Here is a 16,003-nt window from a genome sequence, read left to right as displayed (position 1 = left end):
TAGGGTGAGGGGCGGGGTTTGACGCTTCAACAGACGCGGACTCACGGGTCGAGAAATTTCCGACCCGTGAGTCCGCGTCTGATGTGTCTGCAGTGATAGCCCCTCACCGGGCGCTGCGCGCCGACCTCCCCGCAAAGAGCGGGGAGAGGTTAGAAGCAAACGCTTACACGCGCTCAATGATGATCGCCGGTGCCATGCCGCCGGCGGCGCACATGGTGACCAGACCGCGCTTCAGGTTGCGGCGCTCGAGTTCGTCGAGAACCGTGCCGATCAGGATCGCGCCGGTGGCGCCGATCGGATGACCCAGCGCGATCGAGCCGCCATTGACGTTGACCTTGCTGCGGTCGAGGTCGAGATCGCGAATGAACTTCTCAGCGACCACGGCGAAGGCTTCATTGATCTCCCACAGATCGATGTCTTCCTTCTTGAGACCGGCCTTTGCCAGTACCTTCTTCGCAGCCGGCACCGGCGCATTCAGCATCAGGGTCGGGTCGTCGCCGATATTGGCCATGGCCACGATGCGCGCGCGCGGCTTCAGGCCATGCTTGTCAGCATAGGACTTCGAGGTCAGCAGCAAGGCTGCGGCACCATCGACCACGCCCGATGAATTGCCGGCGTGGTGGAAATGCTCGATCTTGAGATCCGGATATTTCTGGTTGATCTGCTTGCGGAAGGTCATGCCGCTTTCATCCAGCGGATGATCGGCCATCGCGGCGAAAGCCGGCTTCAGGCCGGCGAGACCTTCGGCAGTGGTTTCCGGACGCGGATATTCGTCCTTGGCGAGCACGATATTGCCCTCGTCATCCTTCACCGGGACGATGCTCTTGTCGAAACGGCCTTCCTTGATCGCGATCGCAGCGCGACGCTGGCTTTCCAACCCGAGCGCGTCGAGCGCCTCACGGCTGATACCCTCCATCGAGGCAATCGCGTCGCCGCAGATGCCCTGATGCGACTGCGGATGCACCTTGGCGAGCCGCTTGTTGCCCGAGCCCATGCCGAGCGGTGCCTTGCCGGCGGCCATATCTTCGGCGGCCATCGCACCGGTCAGCGACATCATCTCGGTGCCGCCGGCGATGACGACGTCTTCCATGCCCGACATGATCTGCGCCGCCGCGAAATTCACCGCGGTGATGCCACCGCCGCAGAAACGATCCAGCGTGGTGCCGGAGGCCTTGATGTCATAGCCGGCATCGAGCGCGGCCATGCGGCCGAGATCGCCGCCCTGCTTGCCGCGCTGGGTCGAGGTCGACCAGATCACGTCATCGACGTCGGCGGTGTTGAGTTTGTTGCGCTCGGCAATCGCCTTGAGCACGGTGGCAGCGAGATGCTGCGGATGCTGTTCGGCGAGCTTGCCCTTGCCCACTTTGCCGATGCCACGGGGCGTGCGGACTGCGTCGATAATATAGGCGTCGGCCATGATCTTCTCCCAAGAGTTTTGAAGTGTTTTTCTGACCGCGAGATTGGCCAAGCGACCCGTGAAGTCAAGGTGCGCAGGCGGCATGCACGTCTGCCAAAATTGGCGGGCGTCCGGCGCAATTTCGTCCACTACCGGAAAATTGGCACAACCCAGGCACGATATTATAACCATACCGGCGCTATGAGACTGAGGCGGCTGCGCCGCTGCACGCTCATTGTGCTCAACAGCCAGAAATCCAGGAACCTATCTTCATGGATCAGCCTGATGTCTCCCGTCGACGCTCGCGCGTATTTGCGCCCGGCCTCGCCGTTGCCGCGCTTTTGCTTCTGCTGCCTGTAGCCGTGTGGCTCGATCTGACCAATCTGGTTGACGCCGCCTTGCGGCGGCAGGCCAACGACCTGAACTCCGTGATCACCAGTGTGCGTGGTTATTACGCAACCAATGTGGTCGGGCGCGTGCTGGCCCATCAGGGCACCACGCAGGTGGTGCACAATTATGAAAGCGTGCCCGGCGCGATCCCCATCCCGGCGACGCTCTCCCTCGAACTCGGCCGGGTGATCGGGGCGCAGCAGGAGAATATCAACTACCGCTTCGTGTCGGATTATCCGTTCCAGAACCGCGCGCCGCACCAGCTCGACGATTTCGAAAAGACGTCGCTGCGCAGCCTGCGCGACAATTCCGAGCAGAAGATCATCGACACCAAGGCGTCGCTGTTCAGCGACACCGTCCGCATCGTGGCACCCGTGCTGATGGGCCCGGCCTGCGTCAGCTGCCACAACAGCCATCCGGAAAGCCCAAAGAAGGACTGGAAGGTCGGCGACGTCCGCGGCATCCAGGAAGTCATTATCACGCAACCGATCGCGGCCAATCTGTTCTCGTTCAAGTTTTTGCTGGCCTATTTTGCGCTGGCCGCCGTCAGCGGCGTCTCGTTCCTGGCTTTGCAACGCCGCCAGTCGCAGCGCATTGCCAGCATGAACCATGAGCTGGAAGCCAACAACGATTTCCTCGCCGCGCTCTCCATGAAGATCTCCCGCTATATCTCGCCCCAAGTCTACAAGAGCATCTTCAGCGGCCAGAAGGACGTCACCATCCATACCGAGCGCAAGAAGCTGACGATCTTCTTCTCCGACATCCAGAATTTCACGGCCACGACTGAGCGGCTGCAGCCGGAGCTGATCACGCATCTGCTCAACGAGTATTTCACCGAGATGTCGGCGATCGCACACGAGCACGGCGGCACCATCGACAAATTCATCGGCGACGCGATGCTGATCTTCTTCGGCGACCCTGAAACCAAGGGCGATCGACAGGATGCGCAGGACTGCCTGCGCATGGCGTGGCGGATGCAGCGCAGGCTGATCGAGTTGAATGCGAAGTGGCGCACCGAAGGCATCGAGGAGCCGTTCAAGGCCCGCATCGGCATCAATTCCGGCTATTGCAATGTCGGCAATTTCGGCAGCGCCGATCGCATGGACTATACGATCATCGGCGCGGAAGCGAACCTCGCCGCACGCCTGCAGTCGATCGCAGAACCTGGCGGCATCGCCATCAGCTATGAAACCTTCGCACTGGTGAGCGACATCATCACCTCGCATCCGCTGCCGCCGATCACCATGAAGGGCATCAGCCGCGAGGTCGTGCCCTATGCGGTCGACAGCATCATCGACGACAGGCCGGTGCAAACCGATATCGTCGTCGAACGCATGCCGGGGCTGGATTTCTATCTGGACCCCTCCGCCGTGCGGCCCGACGACACCGAACGCCTGCGTTCCGTGCTGAACGAGGCGCTGGCCTCGCTGGATCGCAAGGTATAATCGACCGCAAAAATGGCGGCCTGAGCGCCACACAGCTGTGTCTATCGCCGGCGGGCAGGTTGCCCCGATTCAGCGAACACCATAGTCATTGCTGAACGACGCTGCGCCTGAAGAACTGCCCGGAATCAGATGCTCCAAGACGATCTTAGCCTGCAGGACGATCCCGGCCTTGCCGCCATGGCGGACACGCTCGCCAGATCGACCGATTACCGAGTCCTCCGCCGGCTGATCCCGCGCACCGAATTCGCGCCGGCCAATGGCCGGCCGACCCGCTCCGGAATCCTCCTCGACGTCGAGACCACGGGCCTCGATCAGGTGCGCGACGAAGTCATCGAACTTGCGATGATCAAGTTCGACTATCTGCCGGACGGCAGCATTACGCGCGTGGCGGATGTTTTCACCGCATTCAACGAGCCGTCGCGGCCGATCCCGCCGGAGATCACCGAGCTCACCGGCATTACGGATGAGATCGTCGCGGGACACCGCATCGATCCTGATGCCGTCGCCGCTTTCGCCGACGACGCCGTCATCGTCATCGCGCACAATGCGGGCTTCGACCGCAAGTTTTCCGAGCGCTATTGGCCGGTGTTCCAGCACAAGGCCTGGGGCTGTTCGGCTACTGAAGTCGACTGGCGCAAACATGGTTTCGATGGCTCGCGGCTGGGCTATCTGCTCGCCGGCGCAGGGTTCTTTCATCAGGCGCACCGGGCGATCGACGACTGTCATGCGCTGCTCGAGATTCTCGCGTTCGAATTGCCCGATCTCGGTACGCCGGCACTGGCGGTTCTTCTGGAACGCGCCCGGAAGAAAACGATGCGGGTCTGGGCAGAGCAGTCGCCCTTCGATCTCAAGGACGAGCTAAAGCGGCGCGGCTATCGCTGGAGCGACGGCTCCGACGGCCGGCCGAAGTCCTGGTACATCGATGTCGAAGAAAGCAAGGAAGCGAGCGAAATCGAATTCCTGCGCAAGACGATCTACATGCGCGACGTCGAGCCACGCGTGCAGGCGCTCAGCGCGATGAGCCGGTTTTCGGTGCGAGCGTAGAACATCTAGAGAAAAGGCTAGATATTCGCGCCGTCACTGCGAGGAGCCCTTGCGACGAAGCAATCCAGTCTTTTTCTTCTTGAAGACAAGAACTGGATTGCCGCGTCGCTTCGCTCCTCGCAATGACGGACGTTAATTCAATCCAGCCGGCGGTCAGACCGGCTGCAAACCGAGCGCCTGTGCCGCCTCGATCCAGACCGGCAACTCCTTCTGATACAGCGCATTAGTCTCCTTGAAGCCGAGCGCCGGTTCGAGCACGAAGGTCTTCAGCACTTCCTTCACTTTCGGATCGCTGTTGGCGGCGACGCAAAGCTGCGACAACCGATCGACGATCGGCTGCGGTGTCGCCTTGGGCACGGCCCAGCCCGTGAAGCCGCTCACAGTGAAGAACTTCGACGTTGCGCCCTGCTCGGGCAGCGTTTTCACATTGGGGATGGCGTCGACCTTCTTCGAATGCACGGCGAATGGCACGCCGCGGTCGCTCTGCAGCACACTTTGTGACGCAGTGTAGCTGCCCATCGCAAAATCGATCGAGCCTTCCGCCAGTCCCGTCCACATCGGCGCTTCGCCGCGATAATGGATCGGCTCGATCTTGAGGCCATACTGCTTGTTGAGTTCGTTGATCGTCATGTGCGGCGCCGAGCCGACGCTATAGGTGCCGAAGTTCACCTTGTCGTTCTTGCGCGCGAAGGCGACGAAGTCCTCCAGCGTCTTGACGCCGGATTTTGGACTGGCGACCAGCGGCAATCCAGCACCGGGAATGACGCTGACCAGCGTCAGATCCTTGTCCATGTCGTAGCCGGGCGTCTTGAGCATCACCCGGTTCATCACATAGGTGGTCGAGATGGAGCAGAGAATCGTGTGACCGTCTGGCTCGGCGCGCGCGACTTCCGCTGTGCCAATGGCGCCGGATGCGCCGGCCTTGTTTTCGATGACGACAGTCTGTCCAACCTGTTTGGAAATATATTCGCCAAAGGCGCGCGCGAGCAGATCGGTCTGCCCGCCGGCTGGATAGCTACAAATCATGCGGATCTGCCGCGATGGCCAGGCGGCTTGCGCTGAAGCACCGCGCGCGACGAACGGCATGGCGGCGGCAGCCGACCCGGCAGCAATGAAGTGACGACGATTGATGATCGCAGACATGTTTCCCTCCGTTGTTTCTTATGACGGTACCCGATCGCTCCCACATTCGCCACGACGATAGGCGGGACAGATTGGCGCATTGGAAAAGCAAATCGCTTCCAGCTCTGCATGTAACAGCTCACGCCATCTGGATCGCAGCGCGGCAGTGCAGTAGTGTCCGCGCAAACTAAAAATGCCGGACCGCTCGGATCTGGCGCACACATCACGTGAGGGACGAAACACCATGGCGCGGAATATTCTGATTCTCGGAGCTTCCTACGGCTCGTTGCTGGCGACGAAGCTCTTGATGGCGGGTCATAACGTGACCCTCGTGTGCCGGAAGAAGACCGCCGAACTCATCAATCGCGATGGTACTGAAGTGCGCATCAAACTGCGCGACGAACCGAACCACCGCGCCATCTTCTCACGCGACCTGCCAGGCAAACTGGATGCGACCTCGCCGGATCAGGTCGACATATCGCGCTACGATCTGGTCGGCCTTGCGATGCAGGAGCCACAATATACCAACCACACGATCCGCGTGCTGATGATCAAGATCGCCGCGGCGAAGCTACCTTGCCTGTCGATCATGAACATGCCGCCGCTGCCCTATCTCAAGCGCATTCCGGGGCTGGCCGACATGAAACTCGAAGAGGCCTATACCAATGCCCAGGTGTGGGAACGCTTCGACCCGGGACTGGTGACGCTGTGCTCGCCCGATCCGCAGGCCTTCCGGCCGCCGGAAGAAGCGGCGAATGTGCTTCACGTCGGCCTGCCAACGAATTTCAAGGCATCGGCCTTTGCCGATTCGACTCACAACAAGCTGCTGCGCGAACTCGAAGCCGACATCGACGCCGTGAAGCTCGACGGCCAGGACGTGCCGGTGAAGCTGAAAGTATTCGACTCGCTGTTCGTGCCGCTGGCGAAATGGTCGATGCTACTCACGGGCAACTATCGCTGCATCACGCCCGAAGAGCCGCAGTCGATCCGCGAGGCCGTTCACGGCGACCTGAAAGTGTCGCAGTCGATCTACGAGCATGTCGATGCCGTTGCACGGCGTCTCGGCGCCGATCCTGAAGATCAGGTCCCGTTCGCCAAATATGCCAAGGCAGCGGAGAGCCTGCTCAAGCCGTCATCGGCGGCGCGCGCAGTTGCTGCTGGCGCGCCGTTTATCGAGCGGGTCGATCTTCTGGTGAAGCTGATTTCGCATCAGCTCGGCATGACCAATGCAAATATCGATCGCACGGTCGAGGTCGTCGATCAGAAGCTCAACGAGCGGCTGGAGTCCAGTGCGGGAATCTGACGCGCTGGCGTGACGGCGCTGCGATCGAGTACCGGCTTCGCGACTGACATCAGACGCGAAGCCGCCGCCGCGACGGCGTCCTCTATTTGATTGATATGATCTCGAGCTCCTGGGCGCCCGCGCCGACGATGTCACCGACGGCCTTGCTCATCAGCGATTTCGCCACCGGAGACACGAAGGAAATCGAACCGGCCTTGGGATCCGCTTCGTCCTCGCCCACGATCCGATAGGTCTGCACACGCCCGTCGTTGCGGCTGAAAGTCACCGTGCTGCCAAAGGCGACGGTATCCGTCGATGTCGGGGCCGGGACGAGCTGGGCCGTGCGAACGCGGGCCGCGAAATAGCGCATGTCCCGCAGCGGAATCGCCGCCTGACGTCGCCGCTCGTTCACGTCGTCGATGGCGCTCGCCGCGTCATGGGCCTCGCGGGCCTGCTGGAGCTGCGTCTCCAGCGCCTGCAAACCTGCCTCCGTCACAAGGTTCGGATGAGGCGAGATCGGGCGGTCGGGCAGCAGGGTTTCCGCAGCCGTTTCGGCACTCTCTTCCTTGGTGAAGGCAACGCTCAATCTCGAACTCCGTATCGACGCGATCCGCTGTGACGGCGCAGGAAGCGATTATCCCATTGGTTTGTCAAAACCATGCAGAAATAGCCTGATCGCGTAAATGCACCCGGAATTTTGTTGCTTTGCGGCACCGGACGGCGACAAGGCAGCCTTGTTCCAGCGGAGGGGCAATCCGATTGTGTTTGCGATCTTCGGGGGTTATGCACTGGCTAGACCGATCCTAAATTGGATCGTGGACGGACCCTGCCCTGACCGCAGGGTCTGACATGCGCCAATGCCGAGCGCCGGCGGCGGTGCATTCAAGCCTCGCAGATCAAGAACGCCGTCAGGAAGGAATTCGTCGTGTCCAAGTCGCCCGTCGTCACCATCGACAACCATCCCGGCCGCTCCGCGCAGACCATCGGCATTGCGCGCATACTCGGCACGGACGAGACGCTCATTCATGAGCCGTCGGTGGGCGTGGTGGGCACCAAGGGCGACAGCCAGTGCTATATGGGCGTGATGTCCAAGGTGGACGCGATCCATGAGAGCCTGAAGAAGCGCATCGGTCGCGGCCAAGGCCAGTTGCCCTATCGCCTGGTGCAGCCGGAATACACCATCGCCACTTCGGACGGCATCCGCAACGGCACGCGCGAAATGCGCTATTCGCTGATCGGCCGCGAAGTGACCAACGACGCGCTGTCGGAGCATCTGAGCGCCACCGGCCTGCTCGGCACCATCGCCGTGGTCGCCTGCGACAAGCCGCCGGTCGGCGCGCTGGCTGCGCTGCTCGAACATAACGAGCCGTCGATCATCATGTCGGACGGCGCGATCCATCCCGGCACCGATCCGGAGACGGGCGAGAAGCTCGACATCGTCAGCGCCTATCAGGTCGCCGGCAATCCGGATGCCGAATATCGCCACCGCATCGCCTGCCATGCCTGCCCGGGCTATGGCTCTTGCGGCGGCATCTTCACCTACAACACCATGCAGACCTTCATCGGCGTGGTCGGCATGCAGCCGCTGCACATGGTGGCGCCACCATCGGACGATCCGCGCCGCCTGAAGGAATTCCCGGAGCAGCTGGTCAGCTATCTCGCCAACATGATCGCCAAGGGCATCAAGCCGCGCGACATCGTCAGCCGCGACTCGATCCGCAACGCGATGATCGTGTCGCTAGCGATCGGTGGCTCGACCAATGTGACGCTGCATGCGCCGGAAATCGCGCGCGCCGCGGGCTTCGCCGACTTCTGGAAGGAAGTCATGACGCCGGCGGAATTTAACTATCTGTCGCAGCACATCGTGCCGGTGCTCACCGACGCTCGGCCGTACGGCAAGTATTCGATGGTCGATATCGATGCGGTCGGCGGCGTGCAGGTGATCGTGCGCGAGCTGATGGATGCCGGCCTGATCAATGGCGACGTGTTGACCTGCACCGGCGAAACGCTGGCCGAGCAGATCAAACGCCTCGAGACCAAGCCGGCCGACGGCCGTGTCGTCTATACTGTCGCGAAGCCCTACAAGCCGACCGGCGGGTTGCGCGTGCTCGGCGGTAACCTGTCGCCGGAATTTTCCGCCATTCTCAAGCTCGCCGGCGTCGAAGGCGGGCTCGAGGACAATCGGTTCCGCGGCACCGCGCGCGTGTTCGAAGGCGAGCGCGGCCTGCTGCAGGCGCTCGACCAGCATCCGGAGAAGTTCCAGAACCACGACATGGTCATCGTGCGCTACGACGGCCCCGTGGGTGCGCCCGGCATGCCGGAAATGCTCGACCCGACCTCGCGTATCACCACGCTCTGCCGCGAGCGCAACATCGTCGTGGGTCTCATGACCGATGCACGCTTCTCCGGCGGCTCGGTGGGTCTGGTCATCGGCCATGTCGGGCCGGAAGCCGCACTCGGTGGTGCCATCGGGCTGATCGAGGACGGCGACGAGATCATCGCCGACCTCAATCTCAACGAACTCAACTGCACGCAGCTGCAGGATCCGGCCATCTATGCCAAGCGCAAGGCGGCATGGGAAAAGGTGGTCGCGGACAATGGCGGCATCCATCCGAGCTGCGGCGAGGCTGATACGCGCTTGCTGCATCGCGCCCGCACCAGCGCCGTGCCCGCCACCCGCGGCGCCGGCCTGCATCCGAACCGCGAGGTTTGGGTGCGCAACCAGCGCGAGGCCACACGCTCGGGTTTCGTGCCGAAAAATACACATCGTCCGGAAGCCAACAAGGCCTTCTAGACCTGCGGACGGGCGCTCAGGGCCGGGTTTGCTGCAAAGCTCCCGGCCCGAGCCATTTCCCGTCATCTTCCATCAGCTCTTCCCAAAGCGGCTGGAGCATTTTTCTATATTGGAAGCATGATCTCTCGACAAACGAACTCGTTTGTCGGCGAAAACCGGCATCCACTTTTCGGGATCATGCTCTAGCCATCGCCCGCTTCAAGCATTTTGAGCGCCTCGCGGTTATCGGCGGCGCGCGCATCGTCGATGTAAGCGACGAGCAACCGGTTGATGGCGACCGAATCAAGCAGCCTGAATTCGCGGGGCCTGATCCAGCCATCGAAATAGCGGTCGATATAACCGATGGCGCTATCGCGCTCCTCCACCCAGTTCGGCCCGATCAGGCCTTGGGGGTGCGGTTCCCAGTAGCAGGAAATGAGGTGGCCGCCTTGGGCACGACCTTGGGCAGAGTGGCCAAGGATTCGCTGACCGTCGCGTGGCGCTTCACTCATCGGCCGAAGGAAGTGGCCGTATTCACGTAAAATCCGCTCAACCTGCATGCAACGCGATTCCATTCCCGGAGGCGCCGACCGACACCACGCAAACATCTAACGGATCGCGCGTTTTTTGTTTCCCATGACAGACCGGTCGGTGTCATCACGCAGCCGGCATTCGCACAGCGGTTTGAGACGTTCCAAACGTGATGCGGGGGTTGCAGCCGATGCAGATAAAGCGCTGCGGTTTTGCCGATCACAATAAATCGATCTAGAGCAAAACCAAACTGCTGGGGTTAGCGCGAGCAGGTACGCTGGTCCGCCAAACCTCTGTAAATTAAGGCATCTTTCAGCTTTTATTAAGGCGTCGATAAGCATGCCGTTGCGCCAATCCAGATCGTGTCGGGTTGTCGATTGCTGTGGCGAATGGGTGACAGCATTTTACGCAAAAGCTGTCTAAGTCCACGCCATAGACGGAGCGAACGCGCTCTCGCTCTAAAATGGTTTTCTGGAGAAGAAGAAAATGAAGAACTTCCTGATGGGCACCGTTGCCCTGATCGCCCTGGGCGCCTCGGTTCCGGCAATGGCCGCTGATCTGGCTGCTCGTCCCTACACCAAGGCTCCGGCTTACGTTGCCGCTCCGATCTACAACTGGACCGGTTTCTACATCGGCGGTCACGTCGGCGGCGCGTTCAACGGTTCGAACGGCTTCGGCGGCACCTCCGACAATTCGGATGGCCGTTTCCTCGGCGGTCTGCAGATCGGCGCTGACTACCAGTTCGCTCCGAACTGGGTCGTTGGTATCGAAGGTCAGTACAGCTGGGTTGGTTCGAACAACACCAACGTGCTGTTCGCCGGCTCGGGCAACACCTACAACCTGAACCAGAAGGGCCTCGGCTCGGTGACCGGTCGCATCGGTTACACCTGGGGTCCGGCACTGCTCTACGTGAAGGGCGGCTACGCTTACTCCGACTACAGCGAATCGCTGGTCAACGTTGCGGGCGCTCCGGTCGCCTTCACGAGCGGCACCAAGCATGACGGTTACACCGTCGGCGCCGGCCTCGAATACCTGTTCACCCAGAACTGGTCGGGCAAGGTCGAGTACCAGTACTACGACTTCGGCAGCACCAACCTGTCGCCTCTCGCAACGGGCATCGTTGGCGGCGCTTCGTCCAAGAACGACGAGCACACCGTCAAGGCTGGCCTGAACTACCGCTTCAACTGGGGTGGCCCGGTTGTTGCGAAGTACTGAGCTTCGCGCCTGATTTCAGGCTCTTAACTACGGAAAGGCCGGCGGAAACGCCGGCCTTTTTCGTTTTACCCTTTGGTAACCTCGCAAGCCCCGCGACAGCCAAAGGTTGCCGATTTACCCGAATATTAACTCGGTACCTACATACTCTCTACGCGATCCGCCACCAGGACGGTGGACGCGGGGGGAATCAATGGCACTGACGTCGTTCATCGGAAAATTCGGACGGTTTCGTTTCTCGCGGCCCCGTTGGGGCATTCGCGGCAGCCTGTTCGCCGCCTTCGCTGTTATCGCGGGCATGGCGATCCTGATCAGTGCCGGTGCCGGCATGATTCTCGGTCAGCTCGGCGGCATGATGACGGACCTGAACGGCCGGGACATTCCGAAACTGACCGCCAGCCTTCAACTGGCCACCGCCAGCGAGAGCCTTGCCAGCCAGGGCCCGATGCTGCTGGCATCGAGCAGCCCCGACGTTCTGAAGGAACGCTCGCAGCGCATGCGCGATACGCACAAGATTGCAGTCGAGAAGCTCGACACCATCGCCAAGCTCGGCGCCGACAAGGCCGTGGTCGCCGCCCTGGCCGATACCGTCAAGAACATCGAAGACACGATTCGCAGCCTTGGCGCTGCCACCCAGGAACGTCTCGACGCCGTCGCCCAACATCAGAAGCAATACGACTCCCTGCGCGCCGCTGCAGCAAACTTCGTCAAGATGTCGGAGCCAGCCGCCACCGACGCCCAGAACGTGATGAACGACACGCTGCGGGCAACAGTCTTCTCGGCCGAAGATTCGGGCGAAGCCGCGCGAGTCATCGTGCAGGTCGGCGAGGTCGTCGCCAGCACCAACCTGATCTCGTCCGATCTGATGGCCGCACTGTCGGCCGGCTCGTCCGAAGCGCTCTCTCCGATCGAAGACAACTTCAAGGCCGCACAAGCTCGCGTCAAATCGAATCTCGATGCCCTCGTCGGCATCAAAGGGACCAAAGAACTCAAGGAAGCCGCCCTGCAGCTGCTGGCGATCGGCGACGGCAAAAACAGCGTCTTCAAGGTGCGCCAGAAAGAGATGGACACCGTCGAATATGGCGAACTCATTCTCGACGAGACGCGCAAGCTCAATGTCGGCCTCGGCATGAGCGTCAAGCAACTGGTCGACAAGGTACGCAGCGAAACCGATGCCGCCACGACACAGGCACAGACGACAATCACGCTGGCGACGCAGGTGATGCTCGGCCTCGGCGCGCTGACGCTGATCGGATCGGCATTGTTCGTCTGGCTCTATGTCGGCCGCAGCATCCTGCGCCGGCTCGCGCAATTGCAGCGCGCGATGCAGCGGCTGTCCAGCGGAGATCTCGACACCGAGATCGCCCGCAGCCGCCAGCAGGACGAAATCGCGGCGATGGCGGGCACGCTCGAAGTGTTCCGCGACAGCATGATCAACGCCCGCGCGCTCAGCGCGGAGCAGGATCAGGACCGCATTGCCAAGGGCGAACGCACGTCGCGCATCGAAGCCCGCATCGTCGACTTCGAGAGCAAGGTGCGCACCGCTTTGGAGAAGCTGCAGAGTTCGGCCGATTCCATGCAATCGACCGCGCAGAGCATGACGGCTACTGCCGATCGTTCCAGCGCGCTGGTCAGCGCCGTCGCATCGGCCGCAGAGGAAACCTCGGTGAACGTCCAGACAGTGTCGGCCGGGACCGAGCAGCTGTCGTCATCGATCAACGAGATCAGCCGACAGGTCGTCACGTCAACCGAAATAGCCGCAAAGGCCGTCAACGAGGCCGGCGAAACCGATGTAACGATGCAGGGCCTTGCCGACAACGCCAACCGCATCAGCGTGGTGATCGATCTGATCCAGACCATCGCGTCGCAGACCAACCTCCTGGCGCTCAACGCGACCATCGAGGCAGCGCGCGCGGGCGATGCCGGCCGCGGCTTCGCCGTGGTGGCATCGGAAGTGAAGAGCCTTGCCGATCAGACCGCAAAGGCCACCGACGAGATTCGCACGCAGATCGTGTCGATGCAGCAGGTCACGTCCACCGCCGTCGGAGCGATCCGCAACATCGGGCAGACCATCGCCGAGATCAATCATGTGAGTGCTGCCATCGCCACCGCCGTCGAACAGCAAGGTGCGGCAACACGCGAGATCGCGCGCAACATCCAGCACGCCGCCGGCGGCACCAGCGAAGTGTCGAGCAACATTGTCGGTGTCAGCGATGCATCGACGCAGGCCGGCACGGCTGCCAACGACGTGCTCGGCGCCTCGGGCGAACTGCGCCGCGAGGCCGACGTTCTTCGTGGTGAAATCGACGAATTCCTGTCGAGCATCCGCGCGGCATAGGAGCGGCGATCCAGCGCATGGCTGCACCCGGCCAGCGTCATTGCTCCAACCCTCAAAATCATGGACTGCTTTCACAGCAGCCCATGACCGGTGGCTGCGCAGAATGTAAGGATTGCGTGAATGCCCCCAACACCCTCTGCATGGACATCGACCGAACTGCGCCACGACTGGCAGCGCCATGAAGCCCAGGCACTCTATGATTTGCCGTTTGCGGACCTGATTTTTCAGGCGCAGAGCACCCACCGCAGCAATTTCGATCCGAATCACGTCGAGACCGCGAGCCTGCTCAGCATCAAGACCGGCGGCTGCGCGGAAGACTGCGGTTATTGCTCGCAAAGCGCGCACTACAACACTGACGTCAAGGCGACCAAGCTGATGGATCGCGACGCCGTGGTTGCCACGGCGCAGCGCGCAAAGGATGCCGGTGCGAGCCGCTTCTGCATGGCCGCGGCCTGGCGCAATCCCAAGGACAAGGATCTCGACCGCGTCTGCGACATGGTCAGCGCGGTGAAGGATCTCGGCCTCGAGACCTGCGCGACGCTGGGCATGCTCACGGAAGATCAGGCCAAGCGCCTGCAGGACGCCGGGCTCGACTTCTACAATCACAATGTCGATACCTCGCCAGAATTCTACGGCAAGATCATCACCACGCGCACGATGGAAGATCGCATCGAGACATTGGCGCGGGCGCGCCATGCGGGCCTCAAGGTCTGCTGCGGCGGTATCATCGGCATGGGCGAGCAGGTCGAGGATCGTCTGGGCATGCTGATGCTGCTGGCGAACCTGCCGCATCATCCGGACAGCGTGCCGATCAATATGTGGAACGAGGTGAAGGGTGTGCCGGTCAACGACACCGCCGAACGCCCGGATCCGATCGCGCTGGTCCGCATGATTGCCGTGGCGCGTATCATGATGCCGAAGAGCGTCGTCAGGCTTTCCGCCGGACGGCAATATATGACTGATGAACTGCAGGCGCTGTGCTTCGTCGCCGGCGCCAATTCCATCTTCATCGGCGACGTGCTGCTGACCACGAAAAACCCCCAGACCGACCGCGACGCTAGCCTGCTGGACCGGCTCGGCATGACCTCGCGGCTCGACGACGTGAGCGGAAAGAGCACGCCGGCTCTGCCGGTTACCGCTTCAGCACAGGCCGATATGCGCGCCAGCGCATAAACCCATGCCCTGCGCCAGCCGAATTTGTGCTGGCGCAGGGGTCCTTGGCCCGCTAAGCCGGATGAAAAGGACATTGTGACAGAACCGATGCATTCGAAAACAGACGCCAGCACAAAGCCAGCCGATGACCTCCGCTATCCCTGGGAGAACCATCCCGGGACCGATCAGGTGGTCGAAATTGCTCCGGGCGTTCTCTGGATCCGGCTCGACCTGCCGTTTCGCCTCAACCATGTGAACATCTACCTGCTCGCCGACGGCGATGGCTGGGCCATGGTGGATACCGGCATCGGCAACGACGCGACCATCGCTGCATGGACGAAACTGTTCGAAGGTCCGCTGAAGGGCAAACCGATCAGCAAGGTGATCGTCACCCACGCGCATCCCGATCATGTCGGCCAGGCCGGTTGGATGGTGCAGCGGTTCAACTGCCCCTTCTATATGTCGCAAGTCGAATATCTGCAGGGCGTCTATCACCAGCACCGCCGAACCGAAGAGCGCATCGTCAATATGCGGCAGTTCTTCCATCGCCACGGCATGGATGCAGATATCACCGAGCAATTGCTCGGCCGCGGCCAGGAGTATCTGAAGAAGACGGTGCCGCTGCCGGCGGCCTATCGCCGACTGTCTGACGGCGACGATCTCGTGATCGGCACGCGCACCTTCCGCGTGCTCACCGGCGCCGGCCACTCACCGGATCAGGTGATGCTGTATTGCGAGGCCGATAAACTGTTCCTGTCGGCCGATCAGGTGCTGAGCAAGATCTCGCCGAATGTGAGCGTCTGGGCCCATGAGCCCGACGAGAATTCGCTCGGCTCCTATCTGCATTCGCTGAAGCGTCTCGCTGATACGCTACCCGACGATGTGCTGGTGCTCCCCGGTCATGGCGTGCCGTTTCATGGCCTCAAGATCCGCATCAAGCAGCTCGCAGACCATCACGAAGAGCGCTGCCAGATGATCGCCGCCGCATGCAAGGATACCGGCAAGACCTCGGCCGAGCTGGTGCCGGTGGTGTTTCACAAGCACAAGCTCGATGCCCACCAGACCGGATTTGCCGCCGGCGAATTGATCGCCCACGTCAATCACATGCTGGCGCAGAAGCGGCTGACCTCGACGATGGGCGCCGACGGCATGCTGCGGTTCAAATCGGCGTAACCTGCAGCGCAGCAAAAATTCGTGAACGACCTCAGGCTCTTGATGCACATCAAAAGCCGCAGCACGTGGTCAAATTGACCAATTGCGCCTCGACAGCCAAGCTGGAAAAGCTCTAAAACGCAACCTGACGCAGGGTTCGGGTTTC

The 16,003-nt window shown here is 61.6% G+C and carries 12 protein-coding genes; 8 read left to right on the top strand and 4 right to left on the bottom strand.

Features of this window, described 5'->3' with window-relative positions; genetic code table 11:
- Nucleotides 1–163: 163 nt before the first annotated feature.
- Entirely contained in the window at nucleotides 164–1,417 is a 1,254-nt protein-coding gene (locus tag AB8A50_RS23985; protein WP_092141800.1) for an acetyl-CoA C-acetyltransferase, read from the bottom strand.
- Between the two features lie 251 nt (nucleotides 1,418–1,668).
- Between AB8A50_RS23985 and AB8A50_RS23980 the strand changes: the two genes are divergently transcribed.
- Both AB8A50_RS23980 and AB8A50_RS23975 read left to right on the top strand, forming a co-directional pair.
- Nucleotides 1,669–3,231, top strand: coding sequence for an adenylate/guanylate cyclase domain-containing protein (locus AB8A50_RS23980; protein ID WP_439079131.1), 1,563 nt, complete (start codon nucleotides 1,669–1,671; stop codon nucleotides 3,229–3,231).
- Between the two features lie 129 nt (nucleotides 3,232–3,360).
- Nucleotides 3,361–4,275, top strand: coding sequence for a 3'-5' exonuclease (locus AB8A50_RS23975; protein ID WP_439079130.1), 915 nt, complete (start codon nucleotides 3,361–3,363; stop codon nucleotides 4,273–4,275).
- Between the two features lie 153 nt (nucleotides 4,276–4,428).
- On the opposite strand, the gene AB8A50_RS23970 is transcribed toward AB8A50_RS23975, so the two are convergent.
- Nucleotides 4,429–5,418, bottom strand: a complete 990-nt coding sequence (locus tag AB8A50_RS23970) for a Bug family tripartite tricarboxylate transporter substrate binding protein (RefSeq protein WP_093761630.1) — start codon at nucleotides 5,416–5,418, stop codon at nucleotides 4,429–4,431.
- 223 nt (nucleotides 5,419–5,641) lie between these two features.
- Between AB8A50_RS23970 and AB8A50_RS23965 the strand changes: the two genes are divergently transcribed.
- Nucleotides 5,642–6,700 carry a ketopantoate reductase family protein gene (locus AB8A50_RS23965; RefSeq protein WP_439079129.1) on the top strand — a complete coding sequence of 353 codons (1,059 nt, stop codon included), beginning with the start codon at nucleotides 5,642–5,644 and terminating at the stop codon, nucleotides 6,698–6,700.
- 82 nt (nucleotides 6,701–6,782) lie between these two features.
- On the opposite strand, the gene greA is transcribed toward AB8A50_RS23965, so the two are convergent.
- Nucleotides 6,783–7,265, bottom strand: coding sequence for a transcription elongation factor GreA (gene greA / locus AB8A50_RS23960; RefSeq protein ID WP_439079128.1), 483 nt, complete (start codon nucleotides 7,263–7,265; stop codon nucleotides 6,783–6,785).
- A 339-nt stretch (nucleotides 7,266–7,604) separates the two neighbouring features.
- Here greA and AB8A50_RS23955 point away from each other — a divergent pair, with 339 nt between their 5' ends.
- The gene (locus AB8A50_RS23955) at nucleotides 7,605–9,473 is read left to right on the top strand and encodes a dihydroxy-acid dehydratase domain-containing protein (RefSeq protein WP_439079127.1); all 1,869 of its coding nucleotides are present in this window, start codon (nucleotides 7,605–7,607) and stop codon (nucleotides 9,471–9,473) included.
- 182 nt (nucleotides 9,474–9,655) lie between these two features.
- Here AB8A50_RS23955 and AB8A50_RS23950 read toward each other — a convergent pair whose 3' ends face one another.
- Nucleotides 9,656–10,012: a hypothetical protein gene (locus tag AB8A50_RS23950; RefSeq protein WP_439079126.1), complete on the bottom strand. Its 357-nt coding sequence runs from the start codon at nucleotides 10,010–10,012 to the stop codon at nucleotides 9,656–9,658.
- A gap of 457 nt (nucleotides 10,013–10,469) precedes the next feature.
- Between AB8A50_RS23950 and AB8A50_RS23945 the strand changes: the two genes are divergently transcribed.
- The 4 genes from AB8A50_RS23945 to AB8A50_RS23930 all read left to right on the top strand — a co-directional run bounded on the left by AB8A50_RS23945 (nucleotide 10,470) and on the right by AB8A50_RS23930 (nucleotide 15,858).
- Nucleotides 10,470–11,198 (top strand): outer membrane protein, encoded by a 729-nt coding sequence (locus AB8A50_RS23945; protein ID WP_093761636.1) that lies wholly within the window; start codon nucleotides 10,470–10,472, stop codon nucleotides 11,196–11,198.
- 190 nt (nucleotides 11,199–11,388) lie between these two features.
- A complete protein-coding gene (locus AB8A50_RS23940; RefSeq protein WP_439079125.1) occupies nucleotides 11,389–13,533 on the top strand; it encodes a methyl-accepting chemotaxis protein in 2,145 nt (714 codons plus the stop codon).
- Nucleotides 13,534–13,653: 120 nt separating this feature from the next.
- A complete protein-coding gene (gene bioB, locus AB8A50_RS23935) occupies nucleotides 13,654–14,706 on the top strand; it encodes a biotin synthase BioB (protein WP_439079124.1) in 1,053 nt (350 codons plus the stop codon).
- 87 nt (nucleotides 14,707–14,793) lie between these two features.
- A complete protein-coding gene (locus tag AB8A50_RS23930) occupies nucleotides 14,794–15,858 on the top strand; it encodes an MBL fold metallo-hydrolase (RefSeq protein WP_089266847.1) in 1,065 nt (354 codons plus the stop codon).
- Nucleotides 15,859–16,003 lie beyond the last annotated feature (145 nt).

The sequence above is a fragment of the Tardiphaga sp. 841_E9_N1_2 genome (assembly GCF_051811065.1).
Lineage (GTDB): Bacteria > Pseudomonadota > Alphaproteobacteria > Rhizobiales > Xanthobacteraceae > Tardiphaga > Tardiphaga robiniae.
The sequence above is the reverse complement of the archived record's forward strand: the minus strand, read 5'-3'. Positions and strand labels throughout refer to the sequence as shown.